An 18,817-nucleotide genomic window follows, 5' to 3' on the forward strand; every position below is an offset into this window, starting at 1 on the left:
TGCTCTAAGACTGCCTTGTGAAAAAAGTAATTTACCTAAGTTTTTCGCTGTTACTGACGACTCTGCTGCTGGAGTGTAAAGAAACCAACACGGATTTCTCACCCGGAGCTGGCGATACGCGTATTACAGGTACCTGGCGGCTTGTTGAACGGCTCTTTCAGGTCAATGTCAATACGACCGCCTATGATTCGGTCTTTGTGAAAGGCTACTATAAAATTGATTCGACACTCGTAAACGGGCAATACGTTAAGGATTCGGTCTTTGTAAAAGATCACTATGTGAGGGATACCATCCAAATTACGAAATCGGTTGATGTTATTAGTCGGTATCCTGGTAGTCGCCCCCAAACCCTGACATTCAACACCGATGGCAAGCTAACAGCCAATGGGGATTCGATGTCCTACTACTTTCCCATCAAGTATTACCGGGTCGATACGACCTACCCGGATAGTCTGGGTATAAATTTTTACATAAATACCAACCGGGCAAACGTCTATTTTCAACAGGGATTACGTTTCAAAGGTGATACACTAATGTTCCTGCCCCGTTGTGAACGCCCCTGCTATTCGAAGTTTATCCGGGCGAAGTAAACGCGTTTCTACTGCTTGGTTGCTGTAAGGGTTACCGATGTCGTGCTGAACGGGTAATTGGCGAGATTCAGCGTGCCTAGTACCCAACTTCCTACTTTGGTACTGCCATTATACAGCTCAATGGTGTTATCGGCTCGCTGTAGAGTAATGGTTTTACTTTCCGAAAAAGTCGAACTGCCCGACGAGCTGGCTGTCGTGTAGGAAAGGGTAAGATCAACTTTATCCAGCGCACTTCCATTGCGTACTAGGGCCACATTACCACTGGCTACGGTCGTTGGCTGGTTGCTACTGGCCAGACTGATCGTAGTAAATGTATACGTTCCTGCTACACTTTTGGCCATGTCGGGGTCGGGAATGGTTTCGGCTTTTTTACAGCCACTGATCACAAATAGACAGATAGAAAGGATAGCTAACCAATAAGTAAATGAATTGAATGATTTCAGCATAGGATTTAGAAACTATTAATCTTTGCCATTGCTCTGACCGGAAACGTACCAGCTCCTTTAAGTTTGGGGGGTGCAGCCGTAAAGGTAAAGCCTTCAGTCGGAACAGAGGATAAATTGCACAAGTGTTCCACAATCAGAATGTTTGCACCAAGTAACGTTGTGTGTACCGGACGGCTATTTCCGCGTGTATCGTCGATATTGTGGGAGTCGATCCCAACCAGCTTTACCCCGCAATCGCGTAAGTAATCAGCCGCATCGGCCGTCAGAAATGGGTGGTTCTCGTAATACGTTTCAGTGTTCCAGAAGGCATCCCAGCCGGTATGAATCAGCACAGCCCGATTTCGTAGCTCGTAATTTCGTAAATGAGCGTCGGTAATCGCCAGGGTATCGGTATGAGGAATGCGAATCACGATGCCTTCCAGATCGGTGAATGCTTCCAGGCCAACCTGCGACAAATCATCTCCATCCTCAAAACGATGAAACGGACAATCCAGATAAGTCCCCGTGTTGGTAACCATTTCGATCTTGCCAATCTGAAACTCCGTACCCGGTGCATAGAGTTGCCGTGACCGTTCACGACTCAGATAATCGCAGATGATCGGGGCGGGGAGACCTTTGTAGGTAACCAATCCATTCTCGATCGTATGGCTTAGATCGATCAGGTAACTTCCCGAATGGCTTTTGGGCGAAGGGTTTCGTTTATGGGGTTCTATAATGATTTCTTTGTTGATTATCTGGGCTTTACCGACCATAAGCAGCCGTAAATCGGCAATGACGTAGTCAATCAATGCCTGATCGGATAGGGTTTCACCGTCAATATCCAATCGAAAATCCTCACCTTTCAGGCTTCCGCCGTTGGTGAACTCGAATACGAAATCAAACTTTACCCGCTTTTGTGTCATTCTGTTAATAGAACGCAGATGCTTATGATTTTTATGATTTACGCAGATCTTAATAAATCATAATGATCCTAAAAATCCGCGTTCTATACACCTATAATTGTGCCCAGCCTTGTGCCCGAATGGGTGTTTGTTGTCCGGCTTTGGTTGCCAGAACGATCTGAGAAGGATCGGCTGTCAGATACCCAATGGCTGTAATTCGGGAGTGGTTGGCTAATTTCTCGAATTCCTGTGGGCGAACCGTAAATAATAGTTCATAGTCCTCACCGCCATTCAGAGCAGCCGTTATCGGGCTAATTTTAAATTCGTCGGCAGCCAGATGGGCCTGATCGTCAATCGGGATGTTTTCATCAAAAATAACGGCACCCGTACCCGATTGGTGGCAAAGGTGAAGAAGCTCCGACGCCAGGCCGTCCGAAACATCGATCATGGCCGTAGGGCGAACACCCAGCTCACGAAGCTCATGAACAATGTCGGTACGGGCATCGGGACGGAGTTGGCGCTGAAGTAGATACGACCGTTCTTCCGGCAGGCTGGGTTGCATATTAGGGTCGGCCAGAAAGACTTGTTTCTCCCGCTCCAGCAGTTGCAGACCCAGGTAAGCGGCTCCCAGATCGCCCGTTACACAGACCACATCGTTCGGTTGGGCTGTATTCCGATACGTAATTACTTCTTTGGAAACCTTACCCAGTACGGTAACGGAAATAACTAACCCCGACCGCGAGGCTGTCGTATCGCCCCCGACCAGATCAACATCATACGCTGTGCAGGCCGCTCGAATCCCTTCATACAACTCATCAATGGCTTCGACAGGAAAGCGGCTACTGAGAGCAATGCCAACCGTCACCTGAATAGGAAGGCCATTCATAGCGGCAATGTCTGATACGCCAAATGTAATGGCCTTATAGCCAAGATGCTTCAACGGCACATACGACAGGTCGAAATGAATGCCTTCTACGAGCATATCCGTAGCCAGCAGCCCGTATTGGTCACCCCAGTCGAATACAGCCGCATCGTCGCCAATGCCCCGTACCGTTTCGGGATGCGCGGGAGCCGAAGTGGCTTGCCGGATACGTTCGATCAGGCCAACTTCGCCAATTTTATTTAGATCAGTCATGGAAATGAACTATGTAGGATGGATAATGAATAATATAGAATGAATAGTGAATAATGTGTGAGTAGAGAGCTGGCGCGTACATTATTCTCTATCCATTTTCCATTATTCATTAAAAAAAGCCGTTCCGATTGATTTACGGAACGGCTTTTTTTAAGAATTGGTTTATACCGCCTTATGGATTTGTCAGCGTGTACACGTTTGTGGTGCCACCCGTTTTCTGACTAACGTCGGTCCGGGTCAATTTCAAGTTGTTATCGTCAATGGAATTGATTGTAAAAGTAATTGTCCCATTTGTACCCGTTGGAGCAGGGTTCAAGTTCGTCAGTTTTAGCGTATTGTCGTCGGGAAGTGAATATTGTCCTGTAAACGAAACAGTAGCCCCATCATAATCTTTGTAAACGACCGTGGGGGCCTTACTTAGATCAAGACTGAACTTACTGTAATCGCGAATATTACTGGTTGCTCCTTTTGTATAAACTGTTGTACTGTTTTCGTCCACTTTACTGGCAGTCCATATTTTAGCAATACGTTCCGAAACAGGAGCCACTTTATTGCCTTTACAGCCCATTAGCAGACTGAACACACTTACTACCGAAAAGAAACCAATAAAATAAGTCTTTCTCATGGTGAATTGAATGCAGAGAATCAGAAGTGGCTAAAGTTACGCTAATTTTGATGTCACTCACAAAATTGATGCCTAATTATTCATTCAACTGATTAAGCGGACGATGTCGCCTGAAACTCCATTACCCGCTTACACACGTTCCCAACTCGCTCTACGCAATGGTCAGGACCGTGACGAAATCTGGTGTGCCTACAACGGCCTTATTTATGATCTGTCAACGTCGCGACTGTGGCGTAACGGTCACCACTATGAACACTGGGCTGGTCAGGACCTGACCGACGAACTGGTCGATGCCCCCCATACCAACGGCGTTTTTACCCGGTTTCCGGTAGTTGGGACATTACGTTAAACTCAAACTATGGCACTATTAATTGCCGATAGCGGCTCTACAAAAACCGACTGGCGGCTTGTCGATACCGATGGGCAAACCCACGCTATTCAAACGGACGGATTGAATCCATATTATCAGTCAACCGCCCAAATGACAGAAACTTTACGCGTACAACTGCTGCCGCAGGTGGCTGATGCGACCGTTCGTAAGGTTTTCTTCTATGGAACAGGCTGCACAGGGCCAGCCGTTAATCACATTGTGGCCGATTCTGTACAGGCTATATTGCCTGGCTTACAGATTGTTGAGGTCAATAGTGATATGCTGGGTGCCGCCCGGGGTGCTACAGGGTACGAACCTGGTATTGTCTGTATTCTGGGAACGGGTTCCAACGCCTGCTGCTACGATGGGGAGAAGATCAGTCGGGGTATTCAGTCGCTTGGTTTCTGGCTGGGTGATGAAGGGAGTGGCGGCTACTTAGGCAAAACGCTGGTTCGCGATTTTTTTCAGGAACGATTACCCGCCGATCTTCGTGACCGATTTCAGGAGCGTTATGGTCTTGATCGGCCAACACTACTCGAAAACGCTTACCAGAAGCCCTATCCTAACCGCTATTTTGCTTCGTTCACCCCCTTCTTATCGGATCATCTGGCACATCCATACATCACGGGGCTGATAACCGATGCGTTTACGCTGTTTCTGACAACATACGTGAAACGCTTTCCCGAATCCGGCCAATGGCCCGTTCATTTCGTAGGGTCTATCGCTCATTATTTTGACCAGCCTTTACAGATCGCCATTCAACAAACAGGTCTGATCATGGGTACTATTCTGAAAGCGCCCGTCGAACGTTTAGTTGAATTTCATAAAAATAGCTGAGTATCGGGTGTTCACTGTATTTTTGTAGGACGGTCTTCGGTTTATGCCGAATCTGACAACTACCTGAAAGAATGGCAAATCGGTATTTTTTGAAAGTAAAAGACGTCGTTCGCGAAACGCCGGACGCCGTGACAATAAGTTTCTGGCACCCCATCAACGAAGAAGTTCGCTATCAGCCTGGTCAGTTTCTGACGTTTCTGCTCAACATTAATGGAGAAAAAATACGTCGGTCCTACTCTATGTCGTCGTCTCCCCATATGGACGTATCGCTATCAGTATCGGTCAAGCGTGTACCCGGTGGGACCGCTTCCAATTACCTCTGCGATCGGACCAAACCCGGCGATATTCTGGAAACACTAGAGCCCATGGGCACCTTTGTGCCGAAGCTAGACCCGCAAAACCGGCGGACAATCGTGCTGATTGGTGCTGGTAGCGGTATAACGCCTTTGTTTTCAATGGCTAAGTCGGCGCTGCATGTGGAGCCTAATAGTCGTGTATGGTTGATTTATGGCAACCGGAACCAGTCGTCTATTATTTATAAATCGCATCTGGATGCGATGGAGCAGGCCTATGGCCGTTCGCGCTTTCAGGTGACCCATGTACTTAGTCAGCCAACCGATGGCTGGACTGGAGCGGAGGGCCGATTGAACCAGCATTCAATCAGTAAACTGCTGGAACAGCTACCAACCGCCGAGCGTCAGAATGCCAGCTACTACCTGTGTGGACCCGATGGCATGATGGCTGAAGCCCGTTCTGCGCTAGCCTTGCTGGGTGTATCAACTGAACATGTGCATAAAGAAAGTTTCGCGCATGCGCCTGTTACGGCTGGTGATGTAGTGGAAGAACCTATGACAGCCGCCGATACGGGAACGCCCGAAGTAACGGTGTTATACGAAGGCAGCGAGTACAAATTTACGGTAGCTCCGCATCAGACTATTCTCGAAGCCGCCCTGGATCTGGATATCGATTTACCGTACTCCTGTCAGGCAGGAATGTGTACAGCCTGTATGGGACGCTGTATTTCAGGCAAGGTAAAGCTGGATGAAGAAGATGGATTGTCTGAGTCAGAGTTGAAAGCGGGGTATATACTTACCTGCGTAGCTCACCCCGTTGGCCCGAATGTGGTGATCGAAATTGAGTAATTAATTATCTGAAACTATGGAAGCCGTACACTGGGGTTTGTAATGCCTTCAGTGTACGGCTTTTATGATTTCACTCTTGCTGAATTATCACACTAGTCATTGACACTGACAGTTGCTTTGCCAGTTACTGATTGCACCGCTGTAGTAACGGATGGACGAGCATTTGCACTCGCCACCGGTGTCATATTGAACGTAAGAGAAGCTATTTTTGCCATCGGCGCCTTACCGGGTTTGGCAACCAGACCTCCTACAGACACAGCATGTTCGTTATTAAGTACAGGTGTTAGACTGGATTGATCTTCGGGCTTTGGAGCCGTTGGTGGTTTGGGGTTTGATCGGGGTGTTGCTGGTAGTGCAGGTGCTGCTGGCCCTAGAACGTTAGGTACTACATGTACATCGGGTACAACGGCGGGGGCTACGGCTGCTTTCCCCCGAATTGAGGGACGAGGAGCAACTGCTGGCACTGCCGGAGCCGCTGGGCCAGGTACGTATCGCAAGCGCGTTTTCGCTGGACGATCTGCACGGGGAGCATAGCGAATTTTTGGCCGAGCGCTTCGCAGGTCATACTCTAACTCGTACTTGACGTCATCTGAAAAATTGAAGTTTCCATCAACTTTTACATCCATATCTATATTCGATAAATGCTCACCGTATTTGTTCATTTCTTCTGATAAGCGTTCTAGCCGCTCGTTTAGTTGCTGACTTTCACGCTCTAATTTTTGCAGGGGTTTTCGGGCTTCCTGCATTTTAGACTGAGCCGCTTCGAGTTGCTGGTTAATTTCTTCGATACGCTCTTCCTGTTTTTTGATTTCAGGTTCCAGGGCTGCTACCTGTTTCTCAACTTCGTCTAGTGTTGCCTTCTGTTTCCCATCCTGATACATTACCTGACGTTGTTTTTCGATCAGGGCCATGCGTTGCTGCATCAGCTTCTGTTTACGCCACTCCAGCATTTGCTGGTTACGTTCAGACTCCTCAACGGGGAACTGCATTTTTTCTATCTGAAGTTGTAACGCCTGAATGTGCTGTGTCTGCTGTTGCATAAGCTGACCGAGGCTATCCATTTTCCGCTGCTGCAAAGCACGGAGCCGGTCAAGCGAATCATTAGGGACAAGCCCGGATAAGGAGGCCAATGTAGTTTGAATAAGTCCATCGCGGCTGAGGCTCGATAAGGCTTTGTCCGGTTCGTTCAGCATATCGGGCAAATTACTGGCTCCGTCCACCGAAATGTTTGACAGGTCGATATGCGATAGTCCCTCAGACAAGGATGCCATGCCACTCTCGAACGCGTGGTTTTTCTCAATGATCGTCAGGAGTATATCTCGGTCTGGTTGCGGAACGTTGTCGAGCGATAACTGCCCGGACATTACGCCATCGAGCTGATGCTGTAACCGCATAACCCGCTCGCCCGACAGTCGTCGCCCTTTCCAGACTACGTAGCTAATATGGCTATCGTCGGCCATGCCGTATTCTGAATGGCTATCCACTTTATGCTTGCGGGTTGTCTTTAAAGGGTGAGGTTGGGTAGCTTGATGTTTAGGCTTATCCTGCTTCTGAACGGCATAGACCGATATACTCATCAACAAAATCGTTACGAACGTTAGGCCCGCCAGGCTACTGTTCGATATGAAAGGCTTGGTTGGTACGCCCAACACTCGGCGAACCCGATGCAGTAATTGCTGTCGTTTTGAAGCAAACGCCATCGCCAGTGGAGGAGCCTGCATCTGCTGCGTTAGCCGTAACTCCTCAATACGGGCAAGGGCCTGGGCCAATATTCGTCCATCGCCACCACAAACCTGAACAGCCAGATCATCGCAGCAATGTTCGCGCTCTTCCCGAACGCGTGCCGAAAGCCACCACAGCGCCGGATGAAAGAAATACAGCACCTCAACGACGGACTGCAACAGATTCACCGCATAATCGTATCGTTTGACGTGGGCTAATTCATGAGCCAAAACGGCTTCAATTTCCCGGATCGATAGATTGGCTGCCAAACCGATAGGGAGTAGCAAAACAGGCTTAATGACGCCAACCACCATCGGAACGGCAATGCGAGCCGATTCGCGTACCTGGATCAGCCCCCGGATGCCCAGCGCTGAACGAAGCCGATCGGTCATTTGCGCCCAGCCTTTCGTAGCTGGTTGTAGGGCTGTTTGGCTTAGCCGTTGTAAGTAAAGCCAGCCACCGGCCAGCCGTAAGCCGAATAAGCCTACCCCGATCAGATAAATCAGCACAAACTGGCTCAGGTGAACGTCCAGAAACTGCTGCAATTGCTGATACCAGGGGACCGTTTGCGCTACCGTTTGCCAGCGTACCGGATACAGAATGGCTTTATGCCCATAGGCAGGTAAGGCTGGAATAACTAAGGCAGGTTTATAGCACCAGAAAAAGGTACTAATTGATGCCAGCACCTGCAAAGACAAGGTAGCTACACCTACCTGATAGCGTAAGGCACTGGACCGCTTGCGCAGCAAATGCAGCACAATAGCCATGGGCAGTACCAACGCGAAACCCTGCCAGATGGCGTGAATCAGTGTCCAGCCCAACGCATCGACTACCGGATTCGATAAGAAATGGAAAGCGTTCATGAGTATAGGAATTCTTTGTTTGCGGAAAATCAATTTATCACATCCTTAATCGACAAAATCTGTCCAATCAGCTCAATCCAGTAAATCCCGGTTCAGATTGTTCAGCAGGGCTTTGATTTCGTCCAGTTCCTCACGGGAGGCTTTGTGCTGACCCAGCACCTGCATGACCAGTTTTGAAGCCGAACCCCGAAAGGCCGTTTCTACAAAACGGTCGACCAGGTTACGCTGTGTATCTTCTTCGGTGACAACGGCCGCATAGGTATGCGAGCGTCCATCTTCTTCGCGCGAGAGCAGACCTTTTTCATACATTATTTGCATCAGCTTAAGGGCCGTTGTATACCCAATTTCACGGTGCTGGCTTAAGTTATCATGTACCTGTCGAACGGTGCTGGGACCATTGGCCCAAAGCACGTGCAGGATTTCAAGTTCGGCATCGGTTGGCTTCATAATTGATCTACGAAAGATTTCGTAGCAATTATATACGAAGTTTTTCGTAGATGCAAATGTGTGAACAAAAAAGTTTTAGAATCACTTAATTGTAGGGTGGCTTACCAGCCGCTATATTGCCATTTATAGATCTATGCACGAGCTAAAGGCTTTTCCAGCCGAGTTACTGATGACTGCCAACGAAACCCTGACCATTCCAGCCCGACCTGCTCGCCCATTTATCGGCGAAGCCCTGACGTTGAAAAGCTGGGACGATGTAAAACCACTGTATGACAACCTGATGGAGCGGTCCATCCAGAACGCTGATGAGCTGCGTCAATGGCTGATCGATCGAAGCGAGCTGGAATCGTATTTGTCGGAAGATTTTGCCTGGCGCTATATCCGCATGACCTGCGATACGGCTAATGAAGAACTGGTCAACAACCTAAACTTTTTCATTGCCGAGATTCAGCCGCCAATGACCGCTGTGGGTAATGAGCTTGATCTGAAAGCCGTGAACAGCCCTTACCTGAGCCAGTTGACCGACGAAGGCTACGACGTGATGGTGCGGGGAATGAAAAAAGCCATCGAAATTTTCCGGGAAGAAAATATTCCGCTTCAAACCGAACTTCAGACCGAAGAACGGAGGTATGGCGCTATCGTCGGTGCCATGACCGTTACCATCGACGGGCAGGAGGTCACTTTACCCAAAGCCAGCGATCTGCTGCAATCCACTGACCGGGCGGTGCGGGAAGAGGCCTGGCGGAAAATATGGGAGCGTCGTTACCAGGACCATGAAGCACTCGATCAACTCTTCGACCGTTTACGGACGCTGCGGCATCAGGTGGCGGTGAATGCAGGCTTTGCCAACTTTCGCGATTATGCGTTCGCTGCGCTGGGTCGGTTTGACTATACTCCGCAGGATTGCGTTAATTTTCATGAGTCGGTAGCCGAAGCGGTTGTGCCCCTGCTTAATGAGCTGGCAAAAGAGCGCAAACAGAAGCTTGGCGTTGACCCACTCCGTCCGTGGGACGCGAAAGTCGATGTGGAAGGTCGCGCTCCGCTAAAACCATTTGCAACGGGCGATGAGCTACTGGAAAAAGCCATTGCCTGTTTCGATCGTCTGGATAAGGAATTGGGTGATGACCTGCGGATTATGCGAGCGATGGGCCATCTGGACCTGGAATCGCGGAAAGGGAAAGCGCCGGGTGGCTATAACTACCCACTCGAAGAAATTGGCGTACCCTTTATATTTATGAATGCCACCTCCAGTCTGCGCGATCTGGTAACAATGGTACACGAAGGTGGCCACGCCGTTCACTCATTTCTGACTCGTGATTTACCACTAAAAGCCTTCCGAAATCCGCCGATGGAAGTGGCCGAGCTGGCGTCGATGAGCATGGAATTGCTGTCGATGGACCATTGGGACGTATTTTTTGACAATCCGGAAGAGCTTCGCCGGGCTAAACTTCAGCATCTTGAGTCAATTATCGAAACGTTGCCCTGGGTAGCCACCATCGATAAATTCCAGCACTGGGTGTATGAACATCCAACGCATACAGATGCCGACCGTCGGGAAAACTGGCTTCGCATCTATGACCAGTTTGCGGATTCAATAACCAACTGGGACGGATTTGCCTATTATAAGGAATATATCTGGCAACGGCAACTTCATTTATACGAAGTGCCATTTTATTATATTGAATATGGTATTGCGCAGTTAGGAGCCATTGGCGTCTGGCGGAATTACCGTCGCGATCCAAAACTAGGGTTGGATGGGTATAAACAGGCTCTAAGTTTAGGGTATAAGCGACCCATTCGGGAAATTTACGAGGCAGCCCACGTACCGTTCGATTTTTCTCAGGCGCACATCCAGGAATTGATGAATTTTGTGTGGGAAGAGATCAAAACGTTAAGTTAACAACCCTCTGGAAACGGTCAATAGGATGGTGAGTTGCCCATTTGTGAAAAAACTAACAACAGATGGTTATTGACAAACGACTCTTTTTCCTATTTTTGCCGAATCAATTCGTAATCAAGTAGCTATGAAACGCGTACTCAATATAGGTTTGTTAGGTGTGTTGGTGTTGTCGCTGGCCTCATGCGATTATCAGAAATATAACTCCGTACGCCAAACAGACTATCGTGCTGGGGATGTCAGCTCAACCTACCGGGCAGGCGATCCAGAAGTGTATGGCCTTGGTAAAGATTCGCCGGCCGTTCAGACCCGATACAAATATGCTCCGAATGCCGCTTTGGATGCAAAAGCTGACGAGATTCGGAAAAAATTATACGGGCCGGGCAATACGACTCAAAGTTTATAAGGACTGCTGAATAGACATAGAAAAGCGATGAATTGGCCAATCACTTGCCGGTTCATCGCTTTTTTTGTTCTTAGTAACAGACTATTATACCTTGCGCGTTTTATTCAACGGACGTACCAAACGCACAGTAAGTGTAAATTTTTGTGTTACTTTGTTGAGTCAAACAACTTGAGAAAAAAGAATTATTTGGTGAGATAAGCCGCTCTACGCATAAATAACCTTATGAAAATTGCACTAGTTACAGGTTCGGCAGGGTTGATCGGTAGTGAAGCCGTTGCCTTCTTTGCCGATAAATTTGATCTGGTCGTTGGGATCGATAACAACATGCGCCAGTACTTCTTTGGTGCTGATGGCTCCACCGAATGGAATCGAAACCGGCTGGCCGACACCTATTCAAACTACCAGCATCGCACAGCCGATATTCGTGAAGTTCCCCAACTCGAAGTAATCTTCCAAGAATTCGGGACCGATATTAAATTAGTTCTCCATACAGCCGCCCAACCCAGCCACGACTGGGCCGCTCGGGAGCCATTTACCGATTTTGGCGTCAATGCCGTTGGTACGCTCAATATGCTGGAGATGACCCGGCTTCACTGCCCCGAAGCTGTCTTCATTTTTACCTCGACTAATAAGGTATATGGAGACAACCCCAACTTCCTACCGTTGATCGAGACCGAAACCCGCTGGGAAATCGATCAGAATCATCCCTACTTCGAAAATGGGATTGACGAATACATGAGTCTAGACCACACTAAACACTCTATTTTCGGAGCCTCGAAAGTAGCTGCTGATGTGATGGTACAAGAGTATGGTCGCTATTTCGGCATGAACACGGGCGTATTTCGGGGAGGTTGCCTGACGGGGCCTAACCATTCGGGCGCTCAGTTGCACGGTTTCCTGTCGTACCTGATGAAATGTGCCATTACGGGCAATCAGTACACCATCTTCGGTTACAAAGGCAAACAGGTTCGGGACAACATTCATAGCTGGGATTTGGTGAACATGTTCTGGCATTTCTATCAGAACCCACGTCCGGGTGAGGTATATAATGCCGGTGGTGGTCGTTATGCCAACTGCTCGATGCTGGAAGCCATTGCTTTATGCGAAGAGATTTCGGGCAACAAGATGAACTACCAGTATTCGGAAACGAACCGGAGTGGTGACCACATCTGGTATATTTCGGACCTGAGTAAGTTCAAGCAACACTATCCCGACTGGAACTGGACATACGATCTGAAAGAGACGATGATTCAGATTCACGACAGCATGGCGGCCCGATTAATGAGCCATAAATAAAGTGTCATTTGATAGTCATTGGCTGTCATTTATTGAGGTGTTGGCTAACAATCAATGACAACCAATGACTACTAATTGACGACGCATGTCACTTGTCTGCTTGCATCTATAAAGCGATTGATTTTAATCGGTAATGAGTTTTTTAAAATCTCCTCTACTCTGGGAAACGGGAGGCTGGCTTGCTTTTCTGATTGTTGCGGCTCTGTTGATAAGAGGTAATTTTCGTTCTCAACTGTCTCGTAACCAGCAACTCAGCTTGCTGGTTGCCCTTCTGGGACTCCTATTTTTTAAGCGGCTCCCTATTCTGTTTATAAATTGGGAACTGAACCCCGACGAAAGTCAGCTACTGTCGCAGGCTCTCACGCTTAAACACCATCCTGTTTACTGGAAATACATTGATGGGGCTACAATGGGGCCGCTCAGCTCCTATTATGTAGCCCTGCCCGGTTATGTGGGTGTGCCACTAAACTACATCGTCTTACGCTGGCTGGCGTTTACGTGTATGGTGGTGAGTGTAGCCAGTGGCTACTTGACCATCGAAAATTTCTTTAGTGCCCGTGCTGCCCGGCTAGCCTTGTTTCCTCTTGTAGCTTTTCTGGCCTTTACGACCAATATGGATTTTCTGCATGCGACCAACGAACAATTGTCGCTGGCACTTATTGGCCTGTCAATCTGGCAATATTCCCGTTTGTGGCATCGGCAGGCTTTTGATTCTACGACAGGTTTATTTTTGCTGGGCTTTCTGAGTAGCTTGGTTCCCTTTGCCAAATTGCAGGGTACACCAACAGCCCTTGCGGTGGTGCTGGCGGCTTTTCTTAGCCTTTTTAGCCAGTATTCAACCTTACCCCCTTCAAAGTTCTGGCGGGCCGTAATTAGTTTGGTAGGCGGAGGACTTGTCTTTCCGCTGTTAGTCGTAGTGCTTACGCTTAGCTTTGGTGTTTTTTCGGATTTCCTTCAGTTTTACATAGCGGGCAATTTTGCCTACGGAGCCGAAGCGTCGTTCTGGGATTTCCTGCTCTTGTTTCCAGCGTTTATTGCCCATACCACCGATTTCCTGGTATTTCTGTTGCCCACGTTTGCCGTGATACTTGGATGGCTGGTAATCAGGCCCCGTCACGGCGAAAATAATGCAAGCTTGCTGCTATTTGGTCTTGGTCTGGTCGCTGCCAGCGGCTATGCAATCATCAAACCGGGCAATGCCTTCACACATTACCTGCTGTATCTGACATTTCCGGTTTGCCTGGTCAATGCGTGGTTTATTGATAAGCTCCGAACGTCTTTACAGACCATTTTATGGGTTGCATTTGTGGTGCTCTCCATTGGGATAAGTGCGTTTTTACAGGCAGACAAACCCGCTAGCGACCCACTAACCATTTATAAAAAGACACCATTCGATTTTCGGTTTTTTCGGCGGTCTCCAACGGCACAGGAAGCCCTTAAACTGGCGAAACCGGGTGAAGATCTGGTCGTTTGGGGATGGGCACCTATGTATAACGTGCAGACCCAGATGCCGCAGGGCGTTTGCGATAACCATGTGATTCGCTGTGTGATGGGATCGAACCAGCCTGTGCATCGAGCACGGTATATACGGAATATGGAAGCGTCGCATGCTCCTGTATTCATTGACGCAGTTGGGCCGAATTCCATCTGGTTGAATGATCGGGCCAGATTTGGCTATGAAACGTTCCCTGAATTAAAGCAGTACATAGACCAGCATTATCGACTGGTTGCCGAAGTAGAACATAACCGTGTTTTTGTTCGGAAGGATCGGTACAAATGGTAACAGATTAATTGTTTAACTGGAAGGTTTTTATAACCCTTCATGCTTGTAATTAGTAAACTATATGTGGACGAAAAAAGGACTGATTTATAAACCCGATGGTTCTAAACCATTCAGCCGTACACACGCACAGGTTCCGTTTGGCTACCCGATGGATGGTAAAATCCGGGTGTATTTCTCCACGCGCGATGAAAACATAAACTCAGCCGTTTCGTTTGTTGAGTTAAACCCTGATAATCTTTCTGAAGTTACCTATGTGCATGACAAGGCATGCCTGACCAAAGGGGCTGTCGGTATGTTTGATGAAACGGGTACGATGCCTTCGTGGTTTTTGCCCGTTGGTGACGAAATCTGGTTGTACTATACCGGCTGGAACAAAAGCGAAACGGCCAGTTATCGGCTTGGAATAGGCCTGGCCATTAGTCGGGATGGTGGCCTGACGTTTGAACGGAAATTTACCGGACCTTTGCTCGATCGGTATATTTTCGATCAGGTTTGGGTGGCACAGCCTTGTGTGATGCGTGAAGAACAGGCCGATGGATCGATTCGTTGGCGTATGTGGTATCTGTCGTGTACTAAAATTGAGGTCATCAATGGACACCCGGAGCCGTTCTACGATGTGAAATATGCTGAGTCGACCGACGGCATTCATTGGGAACGAACAGGAAAGGTGTGTGTGGGCTACGATGAATTTACCGATGCCATAGGCCGACCAACGGTTTACAAGGATGGGAATTTGTACAAAATGTATTTTTCATACCGCAATTCGCTTAACTACCGCACCGATGTTCAGCAGAGTTACCGAATCGGTTATGCGGAATCTGAAGACGGAATCGACTGGGTTCGGAAAGACGAGCTGGCTGGTATTGAGCGTTCATCAGAAGGCTGGGATTCACTCATGATGGACTACTGCCATATTTTTCCCCATCAGGATCAATGGGTTATGTTTTATAATGGCAATGGATTTGGGGCTTCCGGGTTTGGGTATGCCACACAATCAAAAACTGATTAAAAACAGGCCGTTGTTGACCAAAATCAGTAGGGGGCAATTTGGATTTTGTCTAGACAGCCGCCTATTTTGTATTAAATCAGTATCTGGACAAACTATGAAAGAATTAGCAAAATACCTGATAAAAGTTGATGCCGAATTCAAAGATGGTCAAATCGTACCCGAAATACCGTTTGAGGAAGTGATGGCATTGGTCAACGAACCAAATATTGTTATCGTAAAATCAGGTATTCCCGAAGAAATGCTCCGGGGAACTATTGCCGCTACCCGCAGTTGGGCGGCAAAGACGCCACTGGCTGAAGCACCTGATTCGTTCGACAACAACCAGCATAAGCAACGGTTGCATATCGCTAAAATACAGCAGGCTCCCCAACTATTCCACGACCATACGTTCGATGCTATTCTCGATCTGGAGGAGCCAACCAAAACAGAATTGTTGAGTGTGTTTAACCCACTCCGTCAGTTCTGGAACAACCTCACCGGGAATAATGAAGAATACGGCATTCGTAAGGGGCAGCCTTATTTCCACCCACAGGTAACCCATTATCCACTGGGAGGTAGTTTTTTCGGTCGTCACTGGCATCCGCTCAACCCGCAGAAAGTCGGTACCATTCTGGCACTGAACCAGTATGGTAAAGATTATACATCGGGTGGAACCGGCTACGTGATCAACGACCATATTATCGAAACGGAAGGGTATCAGGATATGGGGGATATTATTTTGTTCCGGTACGATCTGCCACACTGGGTAAGTCCATCCAGCTTTGCCGACCGGTTTAGCTGGGATGATCCTGCTGGTCGTTGGGTAGCCATTTTGCCATTCTACGATCCATGGGGAACGCCAGCCGAAAAAGATGAGCCGCAGGGCTGGAAGGAGCACATCCAGACTGCTAAAGCAATAACTGTTTAAACTAAATAGTAGTTAGCATTGAGGAGCGAGGATTGAGCATGACTGACGCGTATTTTCTATATTGCGTCAGCCATGCTCAATCCTCGCTCCTCAATGCTAACTACTAATTATATCATGCCGAAGGTTAGCGTCCTGATTATTACCTATAACCAGCATAAATTTATCCGCCAGGCTATCGATAGCGTACTGGCGCAGAAGACGAATTTTCCTATTGAAATACTGGTAGGTGATGATTTCTCCACCGATGGCACGCGGGAAATCATTCAGGAATACGAGCGCCAGTATCCCGGTCTGGTAATTGGGGTGCTCCACCCACATAATATGGGTAAGAATGGGGGAATCAATTTTTTAGAAACCCTCAAACGGGCAAAAGGTGAATACTATGCACTAATCGACGGTGATGATTACCTGACGGACCCACTTAAGCTTCAGAAGCAGGCCGATCTGCTGGATGCCCATCCCGATTACTCGATGACGTTCCATAATGCGTTGATTACCTACGAAGATGGCAGCCCTTCGTACATTCTCAACGGACCGGATATGAAACCCTACTACACTGTGGATGACCTGATCGGAGAAGATGAAATCTGGTTTATGGCTACGTCAAGTACGATGTACCGGAACAATATCAAAGAGTATCCGGCCTGGTTTCGGGAGTCGTCCAGTGGCGATATCCCCCGTTTGATTCTGAAAGCTAAACTCGGTAAAATTGGCTATATTCCTGATGTTATGTCGGTCTATCGGAAAAACCGGGCAGGTGCCAGCTTTCACGATAATGAGCGGGACGAGGTATTTTTGCGCAACCGGATTCAGATGTATAGTAATATAAATCGGGAACTGGACTACCGATACAATACGGTTCTTCGCCGGAATATAGCCCGGTATTATCGGATGATGCTGGACGCCAAACAGTACGAAGGGAGCTATTTCCGGCGTGCACGCATTGCCCTGAAATACTTATCGATGGCTAAACCTGAATGGCAGAAGGCAAAAAAGGTAATTATAGAGTATATTGTGCCAAAGCCTTTAGCGAAACTGTATAGCACCATCCGTCTTTTGCCCTATAGGTAACTGTTTCCGGGACTTAGCCTGATTTTTAGAGTTTTAAGGTTATCCATATGCGGTTTTATCAACCAGAGCGACCAGGCTTTCTCATCTTTAAAATACTGTATACGAATGAAATTGAGTGTTGTCATACCGGCTTATAATGAAGAAGAGTCGTTGCCACCTACGCTACGAACTCTCTACCAAACCCTGGCGAAACACGGAATTCCACATGAGATCTGTGTGACCAACGACAACTCGAAAGATGGTACACTACGGGTACTGGAGCAGTTGGCAGCTAATGAAATACCAACATTAGTCTATTATACCAACCCTGGCCCTAATGGGTTTGGTTATGCAGTGCGGTATGGACTGGAACGATTCACGGGTGATTGCGTGGCTGTTTTTATGGCCGATCTGTCTGATGACCCTGAAGATCTGGTTAAGTTTTATAACAAAATGCTTGAAACCAATGTGGATGCCGTATTCGGCTCACGCTGGGAAAAAGGGGGTAAGGTTATCGACTATCCGGGCCTGAAGAAGTTTATCAATCGCATTGCCAACTTCATTGTTCGGATCATGATGGGTATCAAATACAATGATACCACCAACGCCTTCAAGCTTTATAAACGGGAAACGATAGAAGGCGTAAAACCTTTTTTATCCCCCCATTTCAACCTTACCGTCGAATTACCCCTAAAGGCGATTGTACGTGGCTATACGTATGCAGTTGTGCCGAATAGCTGGACAAATCGTAAGTATGGCGAGTCGAAACTAAAGATTAAGGAAATGGGGAGCCGCTATTTCTTTATTCTGCTCTACTGCCTGATTGAAAAATACTTCTCACGGGGCGACTTCCGCAAGAAAACCGTTAACGCTCCTCCGCAAACTGTCAGCCGGTAGTTACTTTACCCAAAAATTCCCTTAAGGCCTGGAATCTGATAAATGGCAATAGTCTGGACAACTGCCCAGATAATACCGCTTATTAACATATAAAGCAGTAACTGTCCTCGTTTTACACCGAACGATACGGCCAGTATGGTTCCGCCGATGGGGGTTAAAATGAGTGGCGTCAGCAGGGCGATTCCCGCCATACCTGCCCGCTTCCAAATGCGAATGGCTAAGCGGGTACGTCGGGTAAACCGTTTGGGAGGAGCCGACCGATACCGTTGCCACAAGACTTGCAAAGCCGCTCCTGCATAAGTTACTACCACTACACTCAACATCATTCCAAGCGTTGTAAAAATGGCTGTTTCGAGCCAGCTAAGCCCAAGGGTAACACCGGTTAAGGGCCCGCCAATAAACTTAATGGTACTGGCAATGATGACAGAAATATACTTCGCAATCGGCATGGTAGTTATGTATGGGCTAGACAGAACGTCGCATGGGAACAACGATACAAAAGTATCCGTTGTTC

Annotated in this window: 19 protein-coding genes; 12 read left to right on the forward strand and 7 right to left on the reverse strand. The window is 47.9% G+C overall.

Annotated features, from left to right (window positions below; translation table 11 throughout):
* Nucleotides 1–17: 17 nt before the first annotated feature.
* On the forward strand, nt 18–590 hold the full coding sequence (locus tag B5M13_RS32020) for a hypothetical protein (RefSeq protein ID WP_080059526.1): 573 nt from the start codon (nt 18–20) through the stop codon (nt 588–590).
* A gap of 8 nt (nt 591–598) precedes the next feature.
* On the opposite strand, the gene B5M13_RS32025 is transcribed toward B5M13_RS32020, so the two are convergent.
* The 4 genes from B5M13_RS32025 to B5M13_RS32040 form a co-directional block, all read right to left on the reverse strand.
* Nucleotides 599–1,036 (reverse strand): hypothetical protein, encoded by a 438-nt coding sequence (locus B5M13_RS32025; RefSeq protein ID WP_080059527.1) that lies wholly within the window; start codon nt 1,034–1,036, stop codon nt 599–601.
* A gap of 5 nt (nt 1,037–1,041) precedes the next feature.
* Nucleotides 1,042–1,938, reverse strand: a complete 897-nt coding sequence (locus B5M13_RS32030; protein WP_080059528.1) for a cyclase family protein — start codon at nt 1,936–1,938, stop codon at nt 1,042–1,044.
* Nucleotides 1,939–2,029: 91 nt separating this feature from the next.
* Nucleotides 2,030–3,052, reverse strand: a complete 1,023-nt coding sequence (thiL, locus tag B5M13_RS32035; protein WP_080059529.1) for a thiamine-phosphate kinase — start codon at nt 3,050–3,052, stop codon at nt 2,030–2,032.
* 172 nt (nt 3,053–3,224) lie between these two features.
* Nucleotides 3,225–3,677 carry a hypothetical protein gene (locus B5M13_RS32040; RefSeq protein ID WP_080059530.1) on the reverse strand — a complete coding sequence of 151 codons (453 nt, stop codon included), beginning with the start codon at nt 3,675–3,677 and terminating at the stop codon, nt 3,225–3,227.
* Between the two features lie 103 nt (nt 3,678–3,780).
* Between B5M13_RS32040 and B5M13_RS32045 the strand changes: the two genes are divergently transcribed.
* The 3 genes from B5M13_RS32045 to B5M13_RS32055 all read left to right on the forward strand — a co-directional run bounded on the left by B5M13_RS32045 (nt 3,781) and on the right by B5M13_RS32055 (nt 6,026).
* The gene (locus B5M13_RS32045; RefSeq protein WP_080059531.1) at nt 3,781–4,026 is read left to right on the forward strand and encodes a cytochrome b5 domain-containing protein; all 246 of its coding nucleotides are present in this window, start codon (nt 3,781–3,783) and stop codon (nt 4,024–4,026) included.
* 9 nt (nt 4,027–4,035) lie between these two features.
* Nucleotides 4,036–4,884: an N-acetylglucosamine kinase gene (locus B5M13_RS32050; RefSeq protein WP_080059532.1), complete on the forward strand. Its 849-nt coding sequence runs from the start codon at nt 4,036–4,038 to the stop codon at nt 4,882–4,884.
* Nucleotides 4,885–4,955: 71 nt separating this feature from the next.
* Nucleotides 4,956–6,026 carry a ferredoxin--NADP reductase gene (locus B5M13_RS32055; protein ID WP_080059533.1) on the forward strand — a complete coding sequence of 357 codons (1,071 nt, stop codon included), beginning with the start codon at nt 4,956–4,958 and terminating at the stop codon, nt 6,024–6,026.
* Nucleotides 6,027–6,118: 92 nt separating this feature from the next.
* Here the strand turns inward: B5M13_RS32055 and B5M13_RS32060 are convergent, their stop codons facing one another.
* Together B5M13_RS32060 and B5M13_RS32065 are read right to left on the reverse strand one after the other, a co-directional pair.
* The gene (locus B5M13_RS32060; protein WP_080059534.1) at nt 6,119–8,611 is read right to left on the reverse strand and encodes a M56 family metallopeptidase; all 2,493 of its coding nucleotides are present in this window, start codon (nt 8,609–8,611) and stop codon (nt 6,119–6,121) included.
* A gap of 72 nt (nt 8,612–8,683) precedes the next feature.
* Nucleotides 8,684–9,058, reverse strand: a complete 375-nt coding sequence (locus B5M13_RS32065; RefSeq protein ID WP_080059535.1) for a BlaI/MecI/CopY family transcriptional regulator — start codon at nt 9,056–9,058, stop codon at nt 8,684–8,686.
* A 169-nt stretch (nt 9,059–9,227) separates the two neighbouring features.
* On the opposite strand from B5M13_RS32065, the gene B5M13_RS32070 reads away from it, so the two are divergent.
* The 8 genes from B5M13_RS32070 (at nt 9,228) to B5M13_RS32105 (ending at nt 18,303) form a co-directional block, all read left to right on the forward strand.
* Nucleotides 9,228–10,958 (forward strand): M3 family oligoendopeptidase, encoded by a 1,731-nt coding sequence (locus B5M13_RS32070; protein WP_080060168.1) that lies wholly within the window; start codon nt 9,228–9,230, stop codon nt 10,956–10,958.
* 124 nt (nt 10,959–11,082) lie between these two features.
* Complete coding sequence (locus tag B5M13_RS32075; RefSeq protein ID WP_080059536.1) at nt 11,083–11,361, forward strand: hypothetical protein; 279 nt, start codon at nt 11,083–11,085, stop codon at nt 11,359–11,361.
* Nucleotides 11,362–11,583: 222 nt separating this feature from the next.
* The gene (locus tag B5M13_RS32080) at nt 11,584–12,657 is read left to right on the forward strand and encodes an NAD-dependent epimerase/dehydratase family protein (RefSeq protein WP_080059537.1); all 1,074 of its coding nucleotides are present in this window, start codon (nt 11,584–11,586) and stop codon (nt 12,655–12,657) included.
* Nucleotides 12,658–12,790: 133 nt separating this feature from the next.
* On the forward strand, nt 12,791–14,440 hold the full coding sequence (locus B5M13_RS32085; protein WP_080059538.1) for a hypothetical protein: 1,650 nt from the start codon (nt 12,791–12,793) through the stop codon (nt 14,438–14,440).
* A gap of 61 nt (nt 14,441–14,501) precedes the next feature.
* Nucleotides 14,502–15,449 (forward strand): glycoside hydrolase family protein, encoded by a 948-nt coding sequence (locus tag B5M13_RS32090; RefSeq protein WP_080059539.1) that lies wholly within the window; start codon nt 14,502–14,504, stop codon nt 15,447–15,449.
* 94 nt (nt 15,450–15,543) lie between these two features.
* Complete coding sequence (locus B5M13_RS32095; RefSeq protein WP_080059540.1) at nt 15,544–16,356, forward strand: hypothetical protein; 813 nt, start codon at nt 15,544–15,546, stop codon at nt 16,354–16,356.
* A gap of 114 nt (nt 16,357–16,470) precedes the next feature.
* Entirely contained in the window at nt 16,471–17,427 is a 957-nt protein-coding gene (locus tag B5M13_RS32100) for a glycosyltransferase family 2 protein (protein WP_080059541.1), read from the forward strand.
* A gap of 105 nt (nt 17,428–17,532) precedes the next feature.
* Nucleotides 17,533–18,303, forward strand: a complete 771-nt coding sequence (locus B5M13_RS32105; RefSeq protein WP_080059542.1) for a glycosyltransferase family 2 protein — start codon at nt 17,533–17,535, stop codon at nt 18,301–18,303.
* Nucleotides 18,304–18,308: 5 nt separating this feature from the next.
* Here B5M13_RS32105 and B5M13_RS32110 read toward each other — a convergent pair whose 3' ends face one another.
* Nucleotides 18,309–18,752: a hypothetical protein gene (locus B5M13_RS32110; protein WP_080059543.1), complete on the reverse strand. Its 444-nt coding sequence runs from the start codon at nt 18,750–18,752 to the stop codon at nt 18,309–18,311.
* Nucleotides 18,753–18,817: the final 65 nt, after the last annotated feature.

Source organism: Spirosoma aerolatum, assembly GCF_002056795.1.
Classification (GTDB): Bacteria; Bacteroidota; Bacteroidia; order Cytophagales; family Spirosomataceae; genus Spirosoma; species Spirosoma aerolatum.

Excerpts from the sequence above, each read along its gene's own strand:
- B5M13_RS32095 (WP_080059540.1), top strand. The coding sequence starts at position 15,544 with ATGAAAGAATTAGCAAAATACCTGATAAAAGTTGATGCCGAATTCAAA.
- B5M13_RS32100 (WP_080059541.1), top strand. The coding sequence starts at position 16,471 with ATGCCGAAGGTTAGCGTCCTGATTATTACCTATAACCAGCATAAATTT.
- B5M13_RS32060 (WP_080059534.1), bottom strand. The coding sequence starts at position 8,611 with ATGAACGCTTTCCATTTCTTATCGAATCCGGTAGTCGATGCGTTGGGC.
- B5M13_RS32105 (WP_080059542.1), top strand. The coding sequence starts at position 17,533 with ATGAAATTGAGTGTTGTCATACCGGCTTATAATGAAGAAGAGTCGTTG.
- B5M13_RS32080 (WP_080059537.1), top strand. The coding sequence starts at position 11,584 with ATGAAAATTGCACTAGTTACAGGTTCGGCAGGGTTGATCGGTAGTGAA.
- B5M13_RS32085 (WP_080059538.1), top strand. The coding sequence starts at position 12,791 with ATGAGTTTTTTAAAATCTCCTCTACTCTGGGAAACGGGAGGCTGGCTT.
- B5M13_RS32050 (WP_080059532.1), top strand. The coding sequence starts at position 4,036 with ATGGCACTATTAATTGCCGATAGCGGCTCTACAAAAACCGACTGGCGG.
- B5M13_RS32045 (WP_080059531.1), top strand. The coding sequence starts at position 3,781 with ATGTCGCCTGAAACTCCATTACCCGCTTACACACGTTCCCAACTCGCT.
- B5M13_RS32110 (WP_080059543.1), bottom strand. The coding sequence starts at position 18,752 with ATGCCGATTGCGAAGTATATTTCTGTCATCATTGCCAGTACCATTAAG.
- B5M13_RS32030 (WP_080059528.1), bottom strand. The coding sequence starts at position 1,938 with ATGACACAAAAGCGGGTAAAGTTTGATTTCGTATTCGAGTTCACCAAC.
- B5M13_RS32090 (WP_080059539.1), top strand. The coding sequence starts at position 14,502 with ATGTGGACGAAAAAAGGACTGATTTATAAACCCGATGGTTCTAAACCA.
- B5M13_RS32025 (WP_080059527.1), bottom strand. The coding sequence starts at position 1,036 with ATGCTGAAATCATTCAATTCATTTACTTATTGGTTAGCTATCCTTTCT.
- B5M13_RS32075 (WP_080059536.1), top strand. The coding sequence starts at position 11,083 with ATGAAACGCGTACTCAATATAGGTTTGTTAGGTGTGTTGGTGTTGTCG.
- B5M13_RS32040 (WP_080059530.1), bottom strand. The coding sequence starts at position 3,677 with ATGAGAAAGACTTATTTTATTGGTTTCTTTTCGGTAGTAAGTGTGTTC.
- B5M13_RS32065 (WP_080059535.1), bottom strand. The coding sequence starts at position 9,058 with ATGAAGCCAACCGATGCCGAACTTGAAATCCTGCACGTGCTTTGGGCC.
- thiL (WP_080059529.1), bottom strand. The coding sequence starts at position 3,052 with ATGACTGATCTAAATAAAATTGGCGAAGTTGGCCTGATCGAACGTATC.
- B5M13_RS32055 (WP_080059533.1), top strand. The coding sequence starts at position 4,956 with ATGGCAAATCGGTATTTTTTGAAAGTAAAAGACGTCGTTCGCGAAACG.
- B5M13_RS32070 (WP_080060168.1), top strand. The coding sequence starts at position 9,228 with ATGACTGCCAACGAAACCCTGACCATTCCAGCCCGACCTGCTCGCCCA.